Annotated in this window: 20 protein-coding genes; 8 read left to right on the plus strand and 12 right to left on the minus strand. The window is 71.4% G+C overall.

The genetic code is table 11. From position 1 onward, the window contains the following. Positions 1-104: 104 nt before the first annotated feature. The 3 genes from ACFY1U_RS08875 to ACFY1U_RS08885 are packed head-to-tail and all read right to left on the minus strand — an operon-like array spanning position 105 to position 3,154. Positions 105-1,238 (minus strand): Mrp/NBP35 family ATP-binding protein, encoded by a 1,134-nt coding sequence (locus ACFY1U_RS08875; protein ID WP_390693402.1) that lies wholly within the window; start codon positions 1,236-1,238, stop codon positions 105-107. 43 nt (positions 1,239-1,281) lie between these two features. Beyond that, complete coding sequence (locus ACFY1U_RS08880) at positions 1,282-1,875, minus strand: DUF1003 domain-containing protein (protein WP_390693403.1); 594 nt, start codon at positions 1,873-1,875, stop codon at positions 1,282-1,284. Next, positions 1,865-3,154, minus strand: coding sequence for a magnesium transporter MgtE N-terminal domain-containing protein (locus ACFY1U_RS08885; RefSeq protein ID WP_390693404.1), 1,290 nt, complete (start codon positions 3,152-3,154; stop codon positions 1,865-1,867). The genes ACFY1U_RS08880 and ACFY1U_RS08885 overlap by 11 nt, the downstream gene beginning before the upstream one ends. 226 nt (positions 3,155-3,380) lie before the next feature. Here ACFY1U_RS08885 and ACFY1U_RS08890 point away from each other — a divergent pair, with 226 nt between their 5' ends. Next, positions 3,381-4,118 (plus strand): hypothetical protein, encoded by a 738-nt coding sequence (locus tag ACFY1U_RS08890; protein WP_390693405.1) that lies wholly within the window; start codon positions 3,381-3,383, stop codon positions 4,116-4,118. A gap of 94 nt (positions 4,119-4,212) precedes the next feature. On the opposite strand, the gene ACFY1U_RS08895 is transcribed toward ACFY1U_RS08890, so the two are convergent. Then, positions 4,213-4,725, minus strand: coding sequence for a hypothetical protein (locus tag ACFY1U_RS08895; protein ID WP_390693406.1), 513 nt, complete (start codon positions 4,723-4,725; stop codon positions 4,213-4,215). A 24-nt stretch (positions 4,726-4,749) separates the two neighbouring features. Beyond that, positions 4,750-5,868, minus strand: a complete 1,119-nt coding sequence (locus ACFY1U_RS08900; RefSeq protein WP_390693407.1) for a magnesium and cobalt transport protein CorA — start codon at positions 5,866-5,868, stop codon at positions 4,750-4,752. Between the two features lie 451 nt (positions 5,869-6,319). Between ACFY1U_RS08900 and ACFY1U_RS08905 the strand changes: the two genes are divergently transcribed. The 4 genes from ACFY1U_RS08905 to ACFY1U_RS08920 all read left to right on the plus strand — a co-directional run bounded on the left by ACFY1U_RS08905 (position 6,320) and on the right by ACFY1U_RS08920 (position 9,466). Next, a complete protein-coding gene (locus ACFY1U_RS08905; RefSeq protein ID WP_390693408.1) occupies positions 6,320-6,916 on the plus strand; it encodes a suppressor of fused domain protein in 597 nt (198 codons plus the stop codon). Between the two features lie 164 nt (positions 6,917-7,080). Then, positions 7,081-7,722, plus strand: a complete 642-nt coding sequence (locus ACFY1U_RS08910; protein ID WP_390693410.1) for a DUF6758 family protein — start codon at positions 7,081-7,083, stop codon at positions 7,720-7,722. 218 nt (positions 7,723-7,940) lie between these two features. Beyond that, positions 7,941-8,798: a PHP domain-containing protein gene (locus tag ACFY1U_RS08915; protein WP_390693411.1), complete on the plus strand. Its 858-nt coding sequence runs from the start codon at positions 7,941-7,943 to the stop codon at positions 8,796-8,798. Between the two features lie 62 nt (positions 8,799-8,860). Then, complete coding sequence (locus ACFY1U_RS08920; RefSeq protein ID WP_030929230.1) at positions 8,861-9,466, plus strand: MarC family protein; 606 nt, start codon at positions 8,861-8,863, stop codon at positions 9,464-9,466. Positions 9,467-9,579: 113 nt separating this feature from the next. Here ACFY1U_RS08920 and ACFY1U_RS08925 read toward each other — a convergent pair whose 3' ends face one another. Then, on the minus strand, positions 9,580-9,732 hold the full coding sequence (locus tag ACFY1U_RS08925; protein WP_344405444.1) for a hypothetical protein: 153 nt from the start codon (positions 9,730-9,732) through the stop codon (positions 9,580-9,582). Positions 9,733-9,914: 182 nt separating this feature from the next. On the opposite strand from ACFY1U_RS08925, the gene ACFY1U_RS08930 reads away from it, so the two are divergent. After that, a complete protein-coding gene (locus ACFY1U_RS08930) occupies positions 9,915-10,808 on the plus strand; it encodes an NYN domain-containing protein (protein ID WP_390693412.1) in 894 nt (297 codons plus the stop codon). A 6-nt stretch (positions 10,809-10,814) separates the two neighbouring features. Here ACFY1U_RS08930 and ACFY1U_RS08935 read toward each other — a convergent pair whose 3' ends face one another. Together ACFY1U_RS08935 and ACFY1U_RS08940 are read right to left on the minus strand one after the other, a co-directional pair. After that, positions 10,815-11,705, minus strand: coding sequence for an alpha/beta fold hydrolase (locus ACFY1U_RS08935; protein ID WP_390693413.1), 891 nt, complete (start codon positions 11,703-11,705; stop codon positions 10,815-10,817). A 125-nt stretch (positions 11,706-11,830) separates the two neighbouring features. Further along, the gene (locus tag ACFY1U_RS08940) at positions 11,831-14,695 is read right to left on the minus strand and encodes a DEAD/DEAH box helicase (protein WP_390693414.1); all 2,865 of its coding nucleotides are present in this window, start codon (positions 14,693-14,695) and stop codon (positions 11,831-11,833) included. Positions 14,696-15,166: 471 nt separating this feature from the next. Between ACFY1U_RS08940 and ACFY1U_RS08945 the strand changes: the two genes are divergently transcribed. Then, positions 15,167-15,904: a ferritin-like fold-containing protein gene (locus tag ACFY1U_RS08945; RefSeq protein WP_390693415.1), complete on the plus strand. Its 738-nt coding sequence runs from the start codon at positions 15,167-15,169 to the stop codon at positions 15,902-15,904. Between the two features lie 39 nt (positions 15,905-15,943). Here ACFY1U_RS08945 and ACFY1U_RS08950 read toward each other — a convergent pair whose 3' ends face one another. From ACFY1U_RS08950 to ACFY1U_RS08965, 4 genes are all read right to left on the minus strand, one after another. Next, on the minus strand, positions 15,944-16,213 hold the full coding sequence (locus ACFY1U_RS08950) for a hypothetical protein (protein ID WP_390693416.1): 270 nt from the start codon (positions 16,211-16,213) through the stop codon (positions 15,944-15,946). A gap of 193 nt (positions 16,214-16,406) precedes the next feature. Continuing rightward, positions 16,407-16,634, minus strand: a complete 228-nt coding sequence (locus ACFY1U_RS08955) for a DUF3107 domain-containing protein (protein ID WP_030929216.1) — start codon at positions 16,632-16,634, stop codon at positions 16,407-16,409. Positions 16,635-16,786: 152 nt separating this feature from the next. Continuing rightward, complete coding sequence (locus ACFY1U_RS08960) at positions 16,787-17,431, minus strand: TetR/AcrR family transcriptional regulator (protein WP_390693417.1); 645 nt, start codon at positions 17,429-17,431, stop codon at positions 16,787-16,789. 205 nt (positions 17,432-17,636) lie between these two features. After that, positions 17,637-17,861, minus strand: a complete 225-nt coding sequence (locus ACFY1U_RS08965; protein ID WP_390693418.1) for a hypothetical protein — start codon at positions 17,859-17,861, stop codon at positions 17,637-17,639. Positions 17,862-18,024: 163 nt separating this feature from the next. Here ACFY1U_RS08965 and ACFY1U_RS08970 point away from each other — a divergent pair, with 163 nt between their 5' ends. Then, a complete protein-coding gene (locus ACFY1U_RS08970) occupies positions 18,025-19,095 on the plus strand; it encodes an alpha/beta fold hydrolase (RefSeq protein WP_390693419.1) in 1,071 nt (356 codons plus the stop codon). The last annotated feature ends 4 nt before the right edge of the window (positions 19,096-19,099 follow it).

Raw genomic sequence — 19,099 nt, forward strand, 5'->3', positions numbered from 1 at the left:
CCAAACAAAAACCACACCCCCCCCCCCCGCGGGGCGCCCCCCCGGGGGGGGGGGCCCCCCCCCCCCCCCCCCCCCCCCCCTCCGCCGTAGGCGCCCTGGAAGCCCTAGAACTTGTTCTTCGGCGTGATCCCCAGGGACAGGCCCGAAAGGCCGCGCTGGCGGCCGCCCAGCTTGCCCGCGATGCCCCGCAGGGCCGCGCCCGCCGGGGAGTCGGGGTCGGTCAGGACCACCGGCTTGCCCTCGTCGCCGCCCTCGCGGAGGCGGACGTCGATCGGGATGGCGCCGAGGACCGGGACGGTCGCGCCGGTCGTGCGGGTGAGACCGTCCGCGACCGTCTGGCCGCCGCCCGTGCCGAAGACGTCGACCATCTCGCCGCAGTGCGGGCAGGGCAGGCCGGACATGTTCTCGACCACGCCGACGATCTTCTGGTGGGTCTGGACGGCGATGGAGCCGGCGCGCTCGGCGACCTCGGCGGCCGCCTGCTGCGGGGTCGTCACGACCAGGATCTCGGCGTTCGGGACCAGCTGGGCGACCGAGATCGCGATGTCGCCGGTGCCCGGCGGGAGGTCGAGCAGCAGGACGTCCAGGTCGCCCCAGTACACGTCCGCCAGGAACTGCTGCAGCGCGCGGTGGAGCATCGGGCCGCGCCACACCACCGGCGCGTTGCCCGGCGTGAACATGCCGATGGAGATGACCTTCACGCCATTGGCCGACGGCGGCATGATCATGTTCTCGACCTGGGTGGGACGCCCGTCCGCACCCAGCATGCGCGGCACCGAGTGGCCGTAGATGTCGGCGTCGACGACGCCCACCTTCAGGCCGTCGGCGGCCATCGCCGCCGCCAGGTTCACCGTCACCGAGGACTTGCCGACGCCGCCCTTGCCGGACGCGACCGCGTACACACGGGTCAGCGAGCCCGGCTTGGCGAAGGGGACCTCGCGCTCGGCCGTGCCGCCGCGCAGGGCGGCCGCCAGCTCCTTGCGCTGCTCGTCGCTCATGACGTCGAGGGTGACGTCGACGCGGGTGACGCCGTCGACCCGGGAGACCGCCTCGGTCACGCGCTGCGTGATCGTCTCGCGCATCGGGCAGCCGGAGACCGTCAGGTACACGGTGACCGCGACCGCCCCGTCCGAACCGATCTCCACCGACTTCACCATCCCGAGCTCGGTGATGGGCCGGTTGATCTCGGGGTCGTTCACCGTCGCCAGTGCCTCGCGCACCGCGTCTTCGCTAGCCATAGGAACGATGGTACGGCTCGGTAGCCTGGCCCCGGAAAGCCCGTCAGCGGTCGTCTACGTCACGTCCGCGCGACCGTTCTGCCGGGAATACGGCGTGATCGTGGTGGCCGTCCTGCCGTCCTTCCAGCTCCTTGACCAGGTCCTGCAGCTCGGAGCGTATCCAGTCGCGGGTCGCCACCTCGCCGAGCCCGATGCGCAGGGCGGCGATCTCCCGGGTCAGGTACTCGGTGTCGGCGATCGAGCGCTCGTTCTGCTTGCGGTCCTGTTCGAGGTTGACCCGGTCCCGGTCGTCCTGCCGGTTCTGCGCGAGCAGGATCAGCGGGGCCGCGTAGGAGGCCTGGAGCGACAGCATCAGGGTCAGGAAGATGAACGGGTAGTTGTCGAAGCGCAGGTCGCGCGGCGCGAAGACGTTCCACAGCACCCACGCGATGATGACGACCGTCATCCAGACGATGAACCGCCCGGTGCCCAGGAAGCGCGCGATGCGCTCCGAGAGCCGTCCGAAGGCCTCCGGGTCCCACTCGGGCAGGATCCGGCGGCGCGGCGGCCGCGGCTGGTCGAGGCGGGGACGCGTGTGCGTGGTCGCCGTCGCACCCGCCGGGGTGCGCTCACGGCCGCTCTCGCGCTCAGGAGGCATGGGGGGCCGTCCCCTCGTCGTCCTCGAGGTGGAACTCGGTCTCCCGCCAGTCCTCGGGCAGCATGTGGTCGAGTACGTCGTCCACGGTCACCGCGCCGAGCAGCGACCCGGCCTCGTCGACGACGGGTGCCGCGACCATGTCGTACGTCGCGAAGAACCCGGCGACCAGGGGCAGCGCGGCGTCCGGGGCCAGTGCCTGCAGGTCGTCGTCGACGACTGCGCTGACCAGCGTGTACGGCGGCTCGCGCAGCAGGCGCTGGAAATGGACCGTACCCAGGTACTTGCCGGTCGGCGTCTCGTCGGGCGGGCGGCAGACGTAGACCTGGGCGGCCAGGGCGGGCGACAGGTCGCGGTTGCGTACGCGCGCGAGGGCGTCGGCGACGGAGGCGTCGGGACGGAGCACGATCGGCTCGGTGGTCATGAGCCCGCCGGCGGTCTTCTCCTCGTACGCCATCAGGCGGCGCACGTCCGCGGCCTCGTCCGGCTGCATCAGCGTCAGCAGCCGCTCCTTGTCCTCCTCCGGGAGCTCGGCGAGCAGGTCGGCCGCGTCGTCCGGGTCCATGGCCTCCAGGACGTCGGCGGCGCGCTCCTCCTTCAGCTTGCCGAGGATCTCGATCTGGTCGTCCTCGGGGAGCTCTTCCAGTACGTCGGCGAGGCGGTCGTCGTCGAGGGCTGCGGCCACCTCGGCGCGGCGCTTGGCGGAGAGGTGGTGCAGGACGTTCGCCAGGTCGGCCGGGCGCAGCTGCTCGAAGGTGGCGAGCAGGCTCTCGGCACCCTGCCCGTGCTCCTCCAGGGAGAAGCCGGTGACGGCGGACCACTCGACGGTCAGGGTCTCGCCCTTGGCCCGCCGGAAGGCGCCGCCCTTCTTTCCCTTGCGGACGAAGACACGGTCGACCTCCCAGTCCCGGCGGGCCGGGAGCTGCTGCACCGACACATCGAGGACGGTGACCTCCTCGCCGGTCTCCGCGAGCGTGACGCGCCGGTCGAGGAGCTCGCCGAAGACGAGGCGCTCGGTGGGGCGCTGCTCGAAGCGGCGGACGTTGAGCACACCGGTGGTGATGACCTGGCCCGACTCGATGCTGGTGATCCGGGTCATGGGCAGGAAGATGCGGCGCCGGCTGGGCAGTTCGACGACCAGCCCGAGCACTCGCGGAGGCCGCCGCCCTACGCGCAGCATCACGACGAGATCGCGCACCCGGCCCACCTGGTCGCCGTTGGGATCGAAGGCGGCGACGCCGGCGAGGTGCGAGACGAAGATCCGGGGCGCGCCCGCTGCCATGGCTGCGCCTCCTTTGCGTACGGGTGTCCAGTGCTGCGTGTCGCTGCTGTGCATCTTTTCCGAATTGCCCGCTCGGATGGGCTTCAGGCTAGCCCGTACCCATCGGCACCGCCCCGGCGGGAGGTCCGGACGCACCGGCTCCGCTCGGCCGCTGGGGCACCCGTTACTCTGCCGTACGCTGCTGGGGCCCTGCCCCACGTCCCCCGACTGAAAGGCAGCCCCACCTGTGACTGCGATTGCCCTCGGCCGAACCCGTCGGACCTCGCTGGTGAGCGCGGTGTGCGCGCTGGTGGTGACGGGGACGGGGCTGCTTGCGGGATGCAGCGAGGACCCCGACGCGGGCACCAACGGCGTCGGCAAGCTGCCGGCCGACAAGATCCAGTCGAAGACCAGGGCGGCCGCCGAATCCGCCGAAGCGGTGCGGCTCGCGGGAACCGTGGTGACCAACGGGCGGACGTACACCCTCGACATGCGCCTGAAGTCCGGCGGCGGCAGCGGCTCGGTCACCTCCAAGGGGGTGGCCTTCGGGCTGCTGCGGATCGGCGAGCAGCTGTATCTGAAGGCCGGCGCGGAGTTCTGGAACCACGCGGACGGCAACACGTCGGCCGGGGGCGCGCTCGACGGCAAGTATGTGAAGGTGCCGCAGGGCGACCCCTCGTACAAGAAGTTCAGCGGGTTCACGGACAAGGACGTCCTGCTCGACGGTCTGCTGACCCTGCACGGCGCGCTCGCCACGGACGGTCACCACGAGCAGGCGGGCACCCGCACCATCCGCATCACCGGCGACAAGGGCTCCGGCGGAACCCTGGACGTCTCCCTGGAGGGCACTCCGTACCCCCTCCGCCTGGAACGCGCAGGCGGCGCCGGCACCCTCACCTTCTCCTCCTGGGGCAAGGACTTCCCCCTCACCGAGCCGAAGAAGAACGAGACGGTCGACTACGGCAGGAAACTCCCGACGTCCTGAGCGCGCCCCGTAAGGGGCGCGGGGAACGGCGCGATCAGCCACGACGGCCCTGCAGACAACAGACGGCCCATCGCGGCACCCCCGAGCGGGATGCTCACCGGCGCCGGCGCTTCCGGAAAAGCAGCCGCGGCAACCCCGCAGGGATCGGCTGACGGGTCGTGGCCGGCGACGGCAGCGGCGCCTCGGCCAGGCTGCCGTCGGGCAGCGGGCCCGAGACCCCCGTCGGCTCCAGGCGGAGCACGCGGCACTCACGGGCCCAGCGGCCCGTCATCGCCTCACCGTCGGGGGCGTTCAGCCGCTTGCCCTTCAGCTCGGCGACGGCCGCCTCCCATTCCGCGGAGCCGGACGGCAGCTCGGACACGGTCGCCGCGAACGTCACCAGCCGCCCGCCCTTGTCCTTGCTGCGCACGGTCACCTCGGCAAAGCCGCCGTCGGCGAGCCCCGGCAGCGGCTGCTCCCCGGGCCCGTCGCCGACCAGGCACACCGCACCCTCGTGCCACACATGCCACAGCGCACGGGCCGCGGTACCCGCACCCCTGACCCAGATGAGGCCGGACTTCTTGGTGGCCTCCTCGACGAGGGCCTGGTCGAGCAGCTCGCTTGTCATGGGCTCAGCCTATCCAGCGTGCGCTCACAGCCAGCCGTTGCGCTTGAGCACCCGGTGGATGCCCACACACATGGCGACCGTGACGCTCAGCACCAGGGGGTAGCCGTACTTCCAGTGCAGCTCCGGCATGTAGTCGAAGTTCATGCCGTACACACCGGTCACCATCGTCGGTACGGCGATGATCGCGGCCCAGGCGGTGATCTTCCGCATGTCCTCGTTCTGCGCCACGGACGCCTGCGCGAGGTTGGCCTGGAGGATCGAGTTGAGCAGTTCGTCGAAGCCGATGACCTGCTCCTGGACCCGGGCGAGGTGGTCGGCGACGTCCCGGAAGTACTTCTGGATGTCGGGGTCGACCAGCCGCATCGGCCGCTCGCTCAGCAGCTGCATGGGGCGCAGCAGCGGCGCCACCGCCCGCTTGAACTCCAGCACCTCACGCTTGAGCTGGTAGATCCGCGCCGAGTCCACACCGCGCGAGACACCGCCCCGGCGGCCCGGCGAGAACACCTCGGTCTCCACCTCGTCGATGTCGTCCTGGACGGCGTCGGCGACCGCGACATAGCCGTCGACGACATGGTCGGCGATCGCGTGCAGCACCGCCGAGGGGCCCTTGGCGAGCAGCTCGGGGTCGTCCTGCAGCCGGTGCCGCAGCGCCCGCAGCGAGCCCTGGCCGCCGTGCCGGACGGTGATGAAGAAGTCCCGCCCGGTGAAGCACATGACCTCGCCGGTCTCCACGACCTCGCTGTTGGCGGTGAGCTGGTCGTGCTCGACGTAGTGGATGGTCTTGAAGACGGTGAACAGGGAGTCGTCGTACCGCTCCAGCTTGGGCCGCTGGTGGGCCTGGACGGCGTCCTCGACGGCCAGCGGGTGCAGCCCGAACTCACGGGCGATACCGGCGAATTCGGCCTCGGTCGGCTCGTGCATCCCGATCCACACGAAGCCCCCGTCGCGGCGCACCAGACGCATCGCCTCGTGCGGCGTCATCGGGTTGCCGGTGTCGACGCGGGTCCCGTCGCGGTAGACGGCGCAGTCGACGACGGCGGACGGCGTCGAGGGGTCGCGCGTCGTGTCGTACACGCCGGTGTCCTTGCGCAGGGAGATGCGGGACGGCCGGACCGCGGCGCGGAGGTCACGGATCATCGACATGGCTGGCTCCTTCGTGACAGGCAACGCAAGAGCGCCGACGACGGATGGAACTGCCCGGAATGGGGACGTCCTGAGTTCGCGTGTTTGGCACGTCCACAAAGCGGGGAGCACCGCACCATCGCGGTGGCGAGCTTCGTTACTGATTCAGATCAGACAGATCAGGCAAAACGAAGTGCTCTTCCGCAAGAAGACGTGAGCGTGAAAGGCGGCGGTCAGCCGGAGCCGGATCAGCTGTATCAGCGGCGGGAAGAGCGAGTGGTACTGCACGGGTGACTTCGATCCATGACAGCCCCACCTCCTCCGGCCGGTCCCTCGTAAGGGAGTCTCAATCGGCGTCGGGACTCGATCGCGACGCCTCAGCGTGCTGCCCGAACGACCGGGCCAGAGTATCAGCCGCCCAAACTGTCAAGGCGCCGCTTTGCCCGGTGCTGACGAGTTCTATGCTCGCCGCATGGTTGATGTTCTCCCTCTGGTCGAGGCCCGGTTGCGCAGCGCGCTGGGCGAACCGGACGCGCGCGCGGCGGTCACGTTCCTGGGCACGGACCGCATCGAGGTACTGCGTTTCCGGGACGACTCGGGGGAGAGGGGCATCGTCCGCTACGCCACCCTCGGCATGTCCGCACAGCCGATGAGCGACCCCACCGCGGTACTCGCCGACCCGGTCAAGGGGCCGCGCGCGGAGCTGATCCTCTCGGTGCGCGCAGGCCTCGCCGACACCGACAAGGCGCTGCGCCCGCTCGCCGTACTCGCTGCGTCCCCGCAGGTCGAGGGCTTGATCGTGGCCCCCGGCGCCTCGCTCGACGTCGGCGAACCCCTGTGGCCGGGCGCTCCGTTCAGCTCCGTCCTGGTCGCCGAGTCGGGCGGCCTGGTCGAGGACCTCGATCTCGACGAGCCCCTTGATCCGGTGCGCTTCCTGCCCCTGCTGCCCATGACGGCGAACGAGGCCGCCTGGAAGCGCGTGCACGGCGCCCAGGCCCTCCAGGAGCGGTGGCTGACGAACGGCACGGATCTGAGGGACCCGTCCCGCAGGTCCGTCCCACTGGACTGAACGCCGAGTGAGCAAGCTCACCAACACATGGCCGGAAGCGGTCAGTTGGCAAAGGCCGCGACACCGCACATCCCGAACCGGTGGCGAGGGTTCCGGTGAAGGGTTCCGTCCGGACGGGTGATCGTCCTTGACGTGGCGGAGCGGGGGTAGGACCGTGGGGCCCTATGAGGGGCGAACCCAGTTGCCCGAAGTGTGGTGGCCGGGTCAGGGCTCCCGGACTCTTCTCCGACACCTGGCAGTGCGATGTGCACGGCACCGTGCATCCGCTGCAGCCCGTGATCCCGCCCAGCGTCGAGGCCCTCAGTGTCGTGGTGCATCGCACGCAGGTGCCGGTGTGGATGCCGTGGCCGCTGCCGATCGGCTGGCTGTTCACGGGCGTGGCCTGCGCGGGTGACGACCGCCATGGCGGGCGCGCCACCGCCGTGGCCTGCTCGGGGCCGGGACCGCTCGGTGGCATAGGGGAGCTGATCCTGGTGGCCGAGGAGCTCGGGGTCGGGCTCGGCGCGCGGTATGCGGGGATCGACGGCCCGGACCCGGGGTCGTACATGAACGTCGAGAAGCCTCCTCAGGCGAAGGTGCTGGCCGGCGGGCGGCCCACCCCGCTGTGGCATGTCGCCGGCAGCCCCGACGACCGGGCGGTGTTCGCGGGCGAGGCGCGGGGGCTGTGGCTGTGGGCGGTGGTGTGGCCCGAGCAGTCGGGGCTCTTGATGTACGACGAGCTGGTGCTGACGGATCTGCGGGACGCGGGGGCGGAGGTCGAGCTGGTGCCCTGCGGGGCGTTGTCGCCGCGCTTGCTTGAGCCGTAGCGCCCACCGGGGTGGGGTGCAGGGTTGCTCGGCGTCTGCGGCTTGTCGGTGGTTGATCGCGCCCGCGCGGCGGAGCCGCAAATCGACACAGCCCCGCGCCCCTTACCGGCGGTGCAGGTAGGGGGCGCTTGGCGGTTACGGGTATGACAGGGGACCCGTGAAAATCCGGTTATCCTTGAGCGTCCGCTTCTGTTCCGTCACCGCCTGGAGTCCGCGTAGTGCGTATCGATCTGCACGCCCACTCCACTGCTTCCGACGGTACGGACACCCCGGCTGAGCTGGTGCGGAATGCTGCCGCGGCCGGGCTGGACGTGGTGGCGCTGACCGATCACGACACCACTCGCGGGTATGCCGAGGCGATCGCCGCGGTGCCGGTGGGGCTCACGCTGGTCACCGGTGCCGAGTTGTCCTGTCGTGTCGACGGTGTCTCCATGCACCTGCTCGCCTACCTCTTCGACCCCGAGGAGCCGGCGCTGCTCGCCGAGCGGGAGCTGGTGCGGGACGACCGGGTGCCGCGGGCCAAGGGCATGGTCGCCAAGCTGAACGGGCTGGGCGTGCCGGTCACCTGGGAGCAGGTCGAGCGGATCGCCGGGGGCGGTTCCGTCGGGCGGCCGCATGTCGCGACCGCGCTCGTCGAACTGGGCGTCGTCCCGACCGTGAGCGACGCGTTCACCGAGGAGTGGCTGGCCGACGGCGGGCGGGCCTACGTCGAGAAGCACGAGACGGATCCCTTCGAGGCGATCCGGCTGGTCAAGGCCGCGGGCGGGGTCACCGTCTTCGCCCACCCGGGCGCCGGCAAGCGCGGCCGTACGGTGCCGGAGTCCGCGATCGCCGAGATGGCCGCCGCGGGGCTCGACGGCATCGAGGTCGACCACATGGACCACGACGAGGAGACCAGGGCGCGGCTGCGCGGGCTGGCCAAGGAACTGGGGCTGCTGACCACCGGGTCCAGCGACTACCACGGCAGCCGGAAGACCTGCGTGCTCGGCGAGTACGTCACGGATCCCGAGGTCTACGGGGAGATCACACGACGGGCGACCGGGGCGTTCCCGGTGCCGGGGACCGGCGGAGCCTGAGGACCCCTCCGCACCCCCCGTTCCCGTCCCTCACCATTTCCTGCAAGGCGTGTAGCTCACCCATGTTCGACGTCGCTGTCTTCGGCTCCCTGTTCCTGACCCTTTTTGTCATCATGGATCCCCCCGGGATCACCCCGATCTTCCTCGCGCTGACCGCCGGGCGCCCCGGCAAGGTGCAGAAGCGGATGGCCTTCCAGGCCGTGTGCGTGGCCGGCGGTGTGATCACCGTCTTCGGGCTGCTGGGGCACCAGATCCTCAACTACCTGCATGTCTCCGTGCCCGCGCTGATGATCGCGGGCGGGCTGCTGCTCCTGCTCATCGCCCTGGACCTCCTGACCGGCAAGACCGACGAGCCGAAGCAGACCAAGGACGTCAATGTGGCGCTCGTACCGCTGGGCATGCCGCTGCTGGCCGGCCCCGGCGCGATCGTGTCCGTGATCCTCGCCGTGCAGAAGGCCGACAGTGTCGCCACACAGATGTCGGTGTGGATGGCGATCCTCGCCATCCATGTCGTGCTGTGGCTGGTGATGCGGTACTCGCTGCTGATCATCCGGGTCATCAAGGACGGGGGTGTGGTCCTGGTGACACGGCTCGCGGGCATGATGCTCTCCGCGATCGCCGTGCAGCAGATCATCAACGGCATCACGCAGGTGATCAAGGGTGCCTGAGCCTCGCAGAGCGCCGGGCATGCGCAGAGCCCCCGTACGGCGTCGATGCCGTACGGGGGCTCTGAAGCTGCTGCGGTGATCCGCGTCTTCGTCGTTGTGTCTTCGCGTCGGTGTTACGCGGCCGAGTCCTCGGCCGGCCGGATCCAGAGACGCTGCCCGATGGCCGCGGCCTGCTGAACGATCCGGTTGACGGAGGCGGCGTCCACGACGGTGCTGTCCACGGTCGTGCCGTCGACCTCGTCGAGTCGCATGATTTCGAAGCGCATGGCCTCTCCCTTCGTCGCGCTGTGTACGTCGTAGTCAACGGGCTGCGTGTTACAAACATTCCCTACGCTAAAGAAATTTTTCGAACGTCTAACTACTCGGCGGTAAGGAACCGCCAAGGAGGCAGAGGAGACCGACCGGGACCAGTTGTGTTCGCAGCGTGACCGCCGGGACAATGGAGGCGATGAACGACGACCTCGCGGCCCTCAGCGCCCGCATCGACCGCACGAACGAGCTGCTGCAGCGCATGCTCGCCGAGGTGGCGAAGACGCCCTCGACCCATGCGATCTTCGTCGACGCGGGGTACTTGTATGCAGCCGCGGGCCGGCTGGTGGCGGGGACGGAGGACCGTCGCGCCTTCGACCTGGACGCCGAAGGCCTGATCGAGGCGCTCATCGACCGGGCCCGCACGATCTTCGCGGACAGCCGGCTGCTGCGCGTCTACTGGTACGACGGCGCGCGGCGCCGCATCCACACCGCCGAGCAGCAGTCGATCGCCGAGCTCCCGGACGTGAAGGTCCGGCTGGGCAACCTGAACGCCAACAACCAGCAGAAGGGCGTCGACTCGCTGATCAGGACGGACCTGGAGTCACTCGCCAGACACCGGGCGATCAGCGACGCGGCACTGCTGGGCGGCGACGAGGACCTGGTGTCGGCGGTCGAGGCGGCGCAGGGGTACGGGGCGCGCGTCCACCTGTGGGGCATCGAGGCCCCCGAGGGGCGCAACCAGGCGGAGCCGCTGCTCTGGGAGGTCGACAGCCAGCGCACCCTCGACCTCGACTTCTTCAAGCCGTACGTCTCCCGGCGCACCGCGGCCGCCTACGAGGCCACCACCGCCCGGCCCGGCCGTGACGACGTCCGCTTCGTCGGCGCGCAGATCGCGGCGAAGTGGCTTGGCGCGCGGGGCCGCGACTCCCTGGCGGAGCTGCTGCCCGGCCACCCCTATCTGCCGGGCTCGGTGGACCAGGACCTGCTGGTGGAGGCGGAGGGACTGTTGCAGTACTCCCTGCGCGGCCAGGCGGACCTGCGGCGCGCGCTGCGGGACGGCTTCTGGGAGCACCTGCAGGGGCAGTACTAGCGGCGCCTACCGGAGGGCCTGCGCGCGGTCCCAGAAGTCCGCGAAGGCGCGCGCCGTGTCGAGGGGCCGGTCGGTGTTGGGGGAGTGTTCGGCGCCCTGGACGACGGTGCGGTGCGCGCGCAGGCGCAGTGCCATGTCGTCGAGCAGGGGCACCGGCCAGGTGTCGTCGCTGGAACCCGACAGGACGTGGAACGGCAGCGGTACGGCGGCCAGCTCGGCCACGCGGTCCGGTTCCACGCACAACTGGCGGCCCGTCGCGAGGAGTTGGGCCGGCTTGTTGCCGAGCCAGCGGCGGCGCAGGTCGTCCTGGTCGTCGAGGCCGCCGTCCAGTTCCCCGGACTCGCCGGTGTCGGTCTCCTCCGGCGGCTCCATGGCCTGGATCGCCTCCCACACCTCGGCCATGCTCATCACCGCAAGGGCGTCGCGGAGCAGCTTCACGCGCTCCTGCTGGGAGCCGGAGATCTGAGCGGGGCCGGAGGCCATGAGGGTGAGCGACAGGAACGGGGCGTGGTCCAGCAGGACCGCGGCTCGTGCGATCTGCCCGCCGAGGGAGTGGCCGACGAGGTGCACGGGGGTGCCGAGCGCGGCGGCCTGGGCGAGTACGTCCCGCGCCAACTCGTCCTGGGCGTAGGCCGATTCATCGGTCTCGGGGCCGTCGGACTCGTACTGCCCCCGTCCGTCCACCGCGAGGGTCCGGTAACCGCGGGCCGCGAGCGGCTCGTGCAGCGGGTTGTAGTCCTCCTTGCTGCCGGTGAACCCGGGCAGCAGCAGCGCGGTTCCCTTGGCGGCGACGCCGTCCGCCACGGGCGCGTCGACGACGGCGAACTCTCCGCGCGCGGTGCGCAGCGAGTACGCGCGGGCGCCGGGGGGCGGGGTGAAGGTCGGGGGCCTGCTCATGGGGTGAGGTTATCCGCCTCGGGTGTCGGGGAGGGGGACGGGCTGCGGCATCCAGCCTTGGGCACACAGGCCGACGGCCCGGCCCCTCCCGTGAGGTGGGGCCGGGCCGTCGGTGGTTGAGCGAATCAGCTCTCCGTGGTCTCCGCGGCGGCCGTGGCCTTCCGCGTGCGACGCACCCTGGGCTTCGCCTCGTCGGCAGCCACCTCGGCGGGTGCCGCGGCCTTGCGGGCGCGGGTGCGCGGCTTGGCCTCGGGCTCCTCGGCGGCCTGCGCCGGGATCTCGGCCACGGCGGCGGTCTTGCGGGTGCGGCGGGGCTTGGCCTCCGTGCCCTCCGCCGTGTCGACCGCGGCCTCGGCGGCAGCCGCCGCCTTGCGCGTACGACGCGGGTTCGCCACCTCCGGCGCCGGGGCGGCGTCGGCGGACTCGGCGACCTTGCGGGTACGGCGACGGGGCGCGGCCTCGGCGGTTTCCGCGGCGGCGGCCGTCTTGCGGGCCCGGGTACGCGGCTTGGCGTCCGCGCCCTCGACGGTGTCGACCACGGCCTCCGCCGCCTTCCGCGTCCGCGGCTTGGCCTCGGGCTCCTCGGCGGCCTGCGCCGGGATCTCGGCCACGGCGGCGGTCTTGCGGGTACGGCGGGGCTTGGCCTCGGCCGCATCGGCGGTGACCTCTGCGGCGGCGGCCGTGGCCTTGCGGGCCCGGGTGCGCGGCTTGGCCTCGGCGGCTTCGGCCGTGTCGACCGCGACGGCGGCCGCGGTCTTGCGGGTGCGGCGCGGCTTGGCGGCGGCGGCTTCGGCCGTGTCGGCGACCGGCTCCGCGGCGGCCGTGGCCTTGCGGGTCCGGGTGCGCGGCTTGGCCTCGGTCGCTTCGGCGGTGTCGACCGCGGTCTCCGCGGCGGCAGCCGTCTTGCGGGTGCGGCGGCGAGGTGCGGTCTCCGTCGGCTCGGGTGCCGACTGGGTGCTGCCCTCGGCGGTGGCGACCGCGGTCTCGGCGGCGGCCGTGGCCTTGCGGGTCCGGGTGCGGGGCTTGGCCTCGGTGGCCTCGGCGGTGTCGACCGCGGCCTCAGGGGCGGCAGCCGTCTTGCGAGTACGGCGCGGCTTGGCTTCCGTGGCCTCGGCCGTGTCGACCGCGGTCTCCGCGGCGGCAGCCGTCTTGCGGGTGCGGCGGCGAGGTGCAGTCTCCGTCGGCTCGGGGGCCGACTCGGGGGTGCCCTCGGCGGTCGCGACCGCGGTCTCGGCGGCGGCCGTGGCCTTGCGGGTCCGGGTGCGCGGCTTGGCCTCGGTGGCCTCGGCGGTGTCGACCGCGGCCTCAGCGGCAGCCGTCGTCTTGCGCGTGCGGCGACGCGGTGCGGCGGCGGGCTCCGCGGGAGCCGGGGCTTCCTCTGCCACCGGAGCCTCAGCGGCGAGCGGCGCCGCGGCCGGCGTGCTCTCCGCGGACCTGCGGGTGCGGCGGCGGCGCGGCTTCGACGGGGCCTCGGGGGCGTCCAGTGCGGGCCCCTCAGCCGTCGTGACAGCGGCTTCCGCGGCCTCGGGTGCCGCGGCCGTGGCCGTCACCGGCTCCGAGGCCGAACCGAGGCGGGTGCGGCGACGACGACGCGGAGTGCGGGGGCCGGCGGTCTCCTCGGACGGCGAGAGAGCCGTCGAGGCCTCCGGAGCGGCTGTCGCGTCCAGGGCCGTCCCACCGCGCGTGCGGCGGCGACGACGCGGCGTACGCTCGGTGCGCTCGCGCTCGGCAGAGCGGGACTCGCCCCGGCCACCCCGCTCGGGGCGGCCACCGCGACCGCCGCGTGCACCGCGGCCGCCGGTCTCGCCGAGGTCCTCGAGCTCCTCCGCGTCCAGCCCGGCACGCGTGCGCTCGGCGCGCGGCAGCACACCCTTGGTGCCCGCGGGGATGTTCAGTTCCTCGAAGAGGTGCGGGGACGTGGAGTACGTCTCCGGCGGGTCGTTGAAGCTCAGCTCCAGCGCCTTGTTGATCAGCTGCCAGCGCGGGATGTCGTCCCAGTCGACGAGCGTGATCGCGATGCCCTTGGCGCCCGCGCGGCCCGTACGGCCGATGCGGTGCAGGTACGTCTTCTCCTCTTCGGGAGACTGGTAGTTGATGACGTGTGTGACGCCCTCGACGTCGATGCCGCGGGCGGCGACGTCGGTGCATACGAGGACGTCCACCTTGCCGTTGCGGAAGGCGCGCAGCGCCTGCTCGCGGGCGCCCTGGCCGAGGTCGCCGTGGACCGCGCCGGCCGCGAAACCGCGCTGCTTGAGCTGGTCGGCCAGGTCGGCCGCGGTGCGCTTCGTGCGGCAGAAGACCATGGCCAGTCCCCGGCCGTCGGCCTGCAGTATGCGCGCGACCATCTCGGGCTTGTCCATGTTGTGCGCGCGGTACACGTGCTGCGAGGTGTTCGCGACCGTCGCGCCCTCGTCGTCCGGCGCGGTGGCGCGGATGTGCGTGGGCTGCGACATGTAGCGCCGCGCGAGACCGATGACCGCGCCCGGCATGGTCGCCGAGAACAGCATCGTCTGACGGCGGGCCGGCAGCAGGTTGATGATCTTCTCGACGTCGGGCAGGAAGCCCAGGTCGAGCATCTCGTCGGCCTCGTCGAGGACGAGGGCCTTGACGTGCTTGAGGTTGAGCTTCTTCTGGCCCGCGAGGTCGAGCAGTCGGCCCGGGGTGCCGACGACCACGTCGACGCCCTGCTTGAGGGCCTCGACCTGGGGCTCGTAAGCCCGGCCGCCGTAGATGGCGAGAACGCGTACGTTGCGTACCTTGCCCGCGGTCAGCAGGTCGTTGGTGACCTGCGTGCACAGCTCGCGCGTGGGGACGACGACGAGGGCCTGCGGGGTGTCGGTGAGGTCCTCGGGCTTGGCGCGGCCCGCCTCCACGTCCGCGGGGACGGTGACGCGCTCGAGGAGCGGAAGGCCGAAGCCCAGCGTCTTGCCGGTGCCGGTCTTGGCCTGGCCGATGACGTCCGTGCCGGAGAGGGCGACGGGGAGGGTCATCTCCTGGATGGGGAAGGGGGTGGTGATGCCGACGGCCTCGAGGGCCTCGGCGGTCTCGGGAAGGATTCCGAGATCTCTGAACGTGGTAGTCAGGGTGCTGCCTCTTCTGTGTGCGCGGTGCGAGGCGAGCGCGGGGGGTCTTTGACGGACCGTGCCGGGGACGTCGGCTGCCTTACGGGCTTGCCGTAGGGCACGGGACCACTGCCGACGCTCTAGCGCTCGTACCGCTGAGGGTGTCCCTCCGGACGCCGTACGTAATGTGCCGTACGGACTCGGAGGGCTGTCGGGTCGGAGCCGATCGGGCCACCGACCGGGCATCCTCATACGTGCGGCCCGTCGAGTACTCGGCAGGCGCATTACCACCATACCCCGGAATCACGCACATGCGATGGCCGATTTGGTCACGTAGTCGTCATCACACTGATTGACCAGGGACTTCCAGGGCTCGGCAAGCGGACTATTGTGCGCTTCATGACGACGCCTGACAACACCTCTGACGCACCCGCCGAGCAGACCGGAGTGGCCGCCCAGGACTGGGGCCGGGCCTCCGCGGACCCCCAGTACCGGGCAGCGGTCGTCGACCTCCTCGGTGCCCTCGCGTACGGCGAACTCGCGGCGTTCGAGCGGCTCGCGGAGGACGCCAAACTGGCGCCGACGCTGGCGGACAAGGCGGAGCTGGCCAAGATGGCGTCGGCGGAGTTCCACCACTTCGAGCGGCTGCGCAACCGGCTCACGGAGATCGGCGAGGAGCCCACGCGCGCGATGGAGCCGTTCGTCGCAGCCCTGGACGGCTTCCACAGGCAGACCGCGCCCTCGGACTGGCTGGAAGGGCTCGTGAAGGCCTACGTCGGCGACTCGATCGCCAGCGACTTCTACCGCGAGGTCGCCGCACGGCTCGACTCGGACACGCGGGAGCTGGTGCTGGCCGTCCTTGACGACACCGGGCACGCCGGTTTCGCCGTGGAGAAGGTGCGCGCCGCGATCGACGCGGACCCGCGCGTGGGCGGCCGTCTCGCGCTGTGGGCACGGCGTCTCATGGGCGAGGCCCTGTCGCAGTCCCAGCGGGTGGTCGCGGACCGTGACGCGCTGTCGACGATGCTCGTCGGCGGCGTCGCGGACGGCTTCGACCTCGCCGAGGTCGGACGGATGTTCTCGCGGATCACCGAGGCGCACACCAAGCGGATGGCCGCTCTGGGGCTCGCCGCCTAGCTCTCGCTTCCCTGGTCGTCCCGGGGGTCCCGGTCGGGGTCACGCCGGCGCTGATCGCCGGCGGAGTCTCCCGGCCGGGCGCACCAGCAGGGAGAGCGAGGCCGCGGAGACGATCGCCGCGCCGAGCAGGATCAGCAGGAAGTTGCCGGGGTCCAGCGCGCTGTGGGTGACGAAGGCGCCGAAGAGGGCGCCGGCGACACCGGTCGCGAGCACCAGCGAACGGCTGGGCAGACGGTCGGACAGACGGTGGATCGCCGCCCCTGCCAGCACGAGACCGAGAAGTGCGGAGCCGAGCGCTTCGAACAACATCCTGGAGTCCCTCCCACACGGCCACACTGCCCATCACGGTCGTAGCCCGTCATACCCGTGACCTGCGGAATGCAATCCTCCCCTGTGCGCGAGTTGTGCTCCACCTGTGGAGAAAAAAATCTTGGGGGGAAGCGAGAGGGGCCCGGCGACCATCGGTCGCCGGGCCCCTCCGCGGTGATGTGCTGTTGTGCGCCTACAGCGCTCCGAAACCCACCTTGCGCGGGGCCGGCTCGCCGAGCTCGACGTAGGCGAGGCGCTCGGCCGGGACGAGGACCTTGCGGCCGTGCTCGTCCACGAGGGTCAGCAGCTGCGACTTCCCGGCCAGTGCCTCGGCCACGACCCGCTCGACCTCCTCGGCACTCTGACCGCTCTCCAGAACGATCTCGCGGGGCGCGTGCTGCACGCCGATCTTGACCTCCACGGCTATGTCCCTCCGACGGTCAGTGAAGTGCGCGACCTTTACGCGCCGTACCCAGCACACATTAGCCCGGTGAGGGGACCTGCACCCTCCGCGCCTGCACGCCAGGAGCGAACAGCGGACGGGAACAAACGGCCTGTACGCGCGCGTGCGGGTCAGTGGGGCTGTTCGGTGCCGTGCAGCGGGAAGCCCGCGATACCCCGCCAGGCGAGCGACGTCAGCAGCTGCACCGCCTGGTCGCGCGGCACGCTGCGGTCGCTGTGCAGCCAGGACCGGGCCACCACCTGGGCGAGGCCGCCGAGACCGGAGGCCAGCAGCATCGCCTCCGCGGGCGAGAGGCCGGTGTCCTCGGCGATCACGTCTCGGATCGCCTCCGCGCACTCGTTCGTGACCTTGTCGACGCGCTCGCGCACCGCGGGCTCGTTCGTCAGGTCCGACTCGAAGACCAGGCGGAAGGCGCCGCCGTCGTCCTCGACGTACGCGAAGTAGGCGTCCATCGTCGCCCGCACGCGCTGCTTGTTGTCGTTCGTCGAGGCGAGTGCCCCGCGCACCGCTCCGATCAGCGACTCGCAGTGCTGGTCCAGCAGTGCGAGATAAAGGTCGAGCTTGCCCGGGAAGTGCTGGTAGAGCACCGGCTTGCTGACACCGGCGCGCTCCGCGATGTCGTCCATCGCGGCCGCGTGGTACCCCTGCGCCACAAAGACTTCCTGTGCGGCGCCCAGCAACTGGTTCCGTCGGGCACGGCGCGGCAGGCGCGTGCCCCGCGGGCGTGCCGCCTCTGTCTGCTCGATGGCTGTCACGCCGCCTCCCAAATTCGTCCACATGCGGTGTGCGCCGCGCGGCCATCGTACTTTTCGGTAACCCTGTCGTGCGCGGTGCGAGCGCAGAATTTCACGGACCGGACGGTGGCGAAAGCCGTACAAGGGGTTTCAAAGCACGCTGAAGCGGGCAACAGGTCGCCCCGTTCCAGCTCAGCGGCACCCTCCGCCGCCCCGCAAGCGCTTGTCAGCGGTAGTCGTCCTCGTCGATGGAGACGACGCGGCGCTGTTCGACGAGATCGGCCTCGTTCGCGCGGGCCGGGTCGACATCCTCGAGAGGGTCGTCACGGTCGGGCGCCAGCTGGGCGTACTGTTCCGCGGCGTCGCCCTCGGGGGCCTCGACGTCGATCTCCTGGGCTTCCTGCGTGTCCTCGTCCTCGAACGTCTCGGGATCGGTGGGGTCTACGGCCATGATGGGCTCCCTTCCTACGACTGTCCCTGGAAGAAGCAGGGACCACAGCGGGTGCCCTTTGTACGAGCCTAGGAGACACCCGATCCGGACGCTATGTGTTGTGCGTGCGATCTGTGACGGCGAACACATGAGCCACTGCGTGATCGTCTCGTAACATTGCCGCATGTCTTCGACCGAGCTGCCCTCCGTGCCGGCGACCACTGCGCTCCCGAAGGTGGCGCCCGTCAGGGTCGCGGACGGTGAGCGGCTCAGGTCGGTCGGGCTGCCCGGGATCACGCTGTCGGTGCGGTCGAGACCGCCGGCCCGTGAGGGACTGCCGCCCGCGCTGTACGTCCACGGCCTCGGCGGCTCCTCGCAGAACTGGTCGGCGCTGATGCAGCAACTGGAGGGCGTCGTCGACGGTGAGGCGATCGACCTGCCGGGCTTCGGCGACTCGCCGCCGCCGGACGACGGCGACTACTCGGTGACCGGGCACGCGCGCGCGGTCATCCGTTTTCTCGACGCGGCCGGACGCGGGCCCGTGCACCTCTTCGGCAACTCGCTCGGCGGCGCCGTGAGTACCCGTGTCGCGGCGCTGCGGCCCGACCTCGTGCGCACGCTCACGCTGGTGTCGCCGGCGCTCCCGGAGATCCGCGTCCAGCGGACCGCGGTCCCCACGGCGCTGCTGGCGCTCCCCGGTGTCACCACACTCTTCACCCGGTTCACCAAGGAGTGGTCGGCGGAGGAGCGGGTCCGCGGGGTCACGGCGCTCTGCTACGGCGACCCCGGGCGGGTGACGCCGGAAGGTTTCCGCAATGCGGTCGAGGAGATGGAGCGGCGCCTCCAACTTCCGTACTTCTGGGACGCTTTGACGCGCTCCGCGCGCGGGGTGGTGAACGCCTACACGCTGGGCGGCCAGCACGGCCTGTGGCGCCAGGCCGAGCGTGTCCTCGCCCCGACCCTGCTCGTCTACGGCGGCCGGGACCAGCTCGTCGGCTTCCGCATGGCCCAGCGGGCGGCCCGGGCTTTCCGTGACTCCCGTCTGCTCACCCTGCCGAACGCGGGGCACGTGGCGATGATGGAGTACCCCGACACGGTGGCCCGTGCCTTCTGCGAACTCCTCGGTGAGGCGGGAGAGCCGGCCGCCGGAGTCCCGTCGGGCGCACCGGCTTCCGTCGCTGCCGCGGCGTCCCCCGACGGAGGTGGTCCGGTCGTCGACGACGGCGAGGCCGCCGCCGAGAGCGCGGGGAGCTGAGGGC

It is taken from the genome of Streptomyces sp. NPDC001351, assembly GCF_042896045.1.
In the GTDB taxonomy this organism is placed as follows: Bacteria; Actinomycetota; Actinomycetes; order Streptomycetales; family Streptomycetaceae; genus Streptomyces.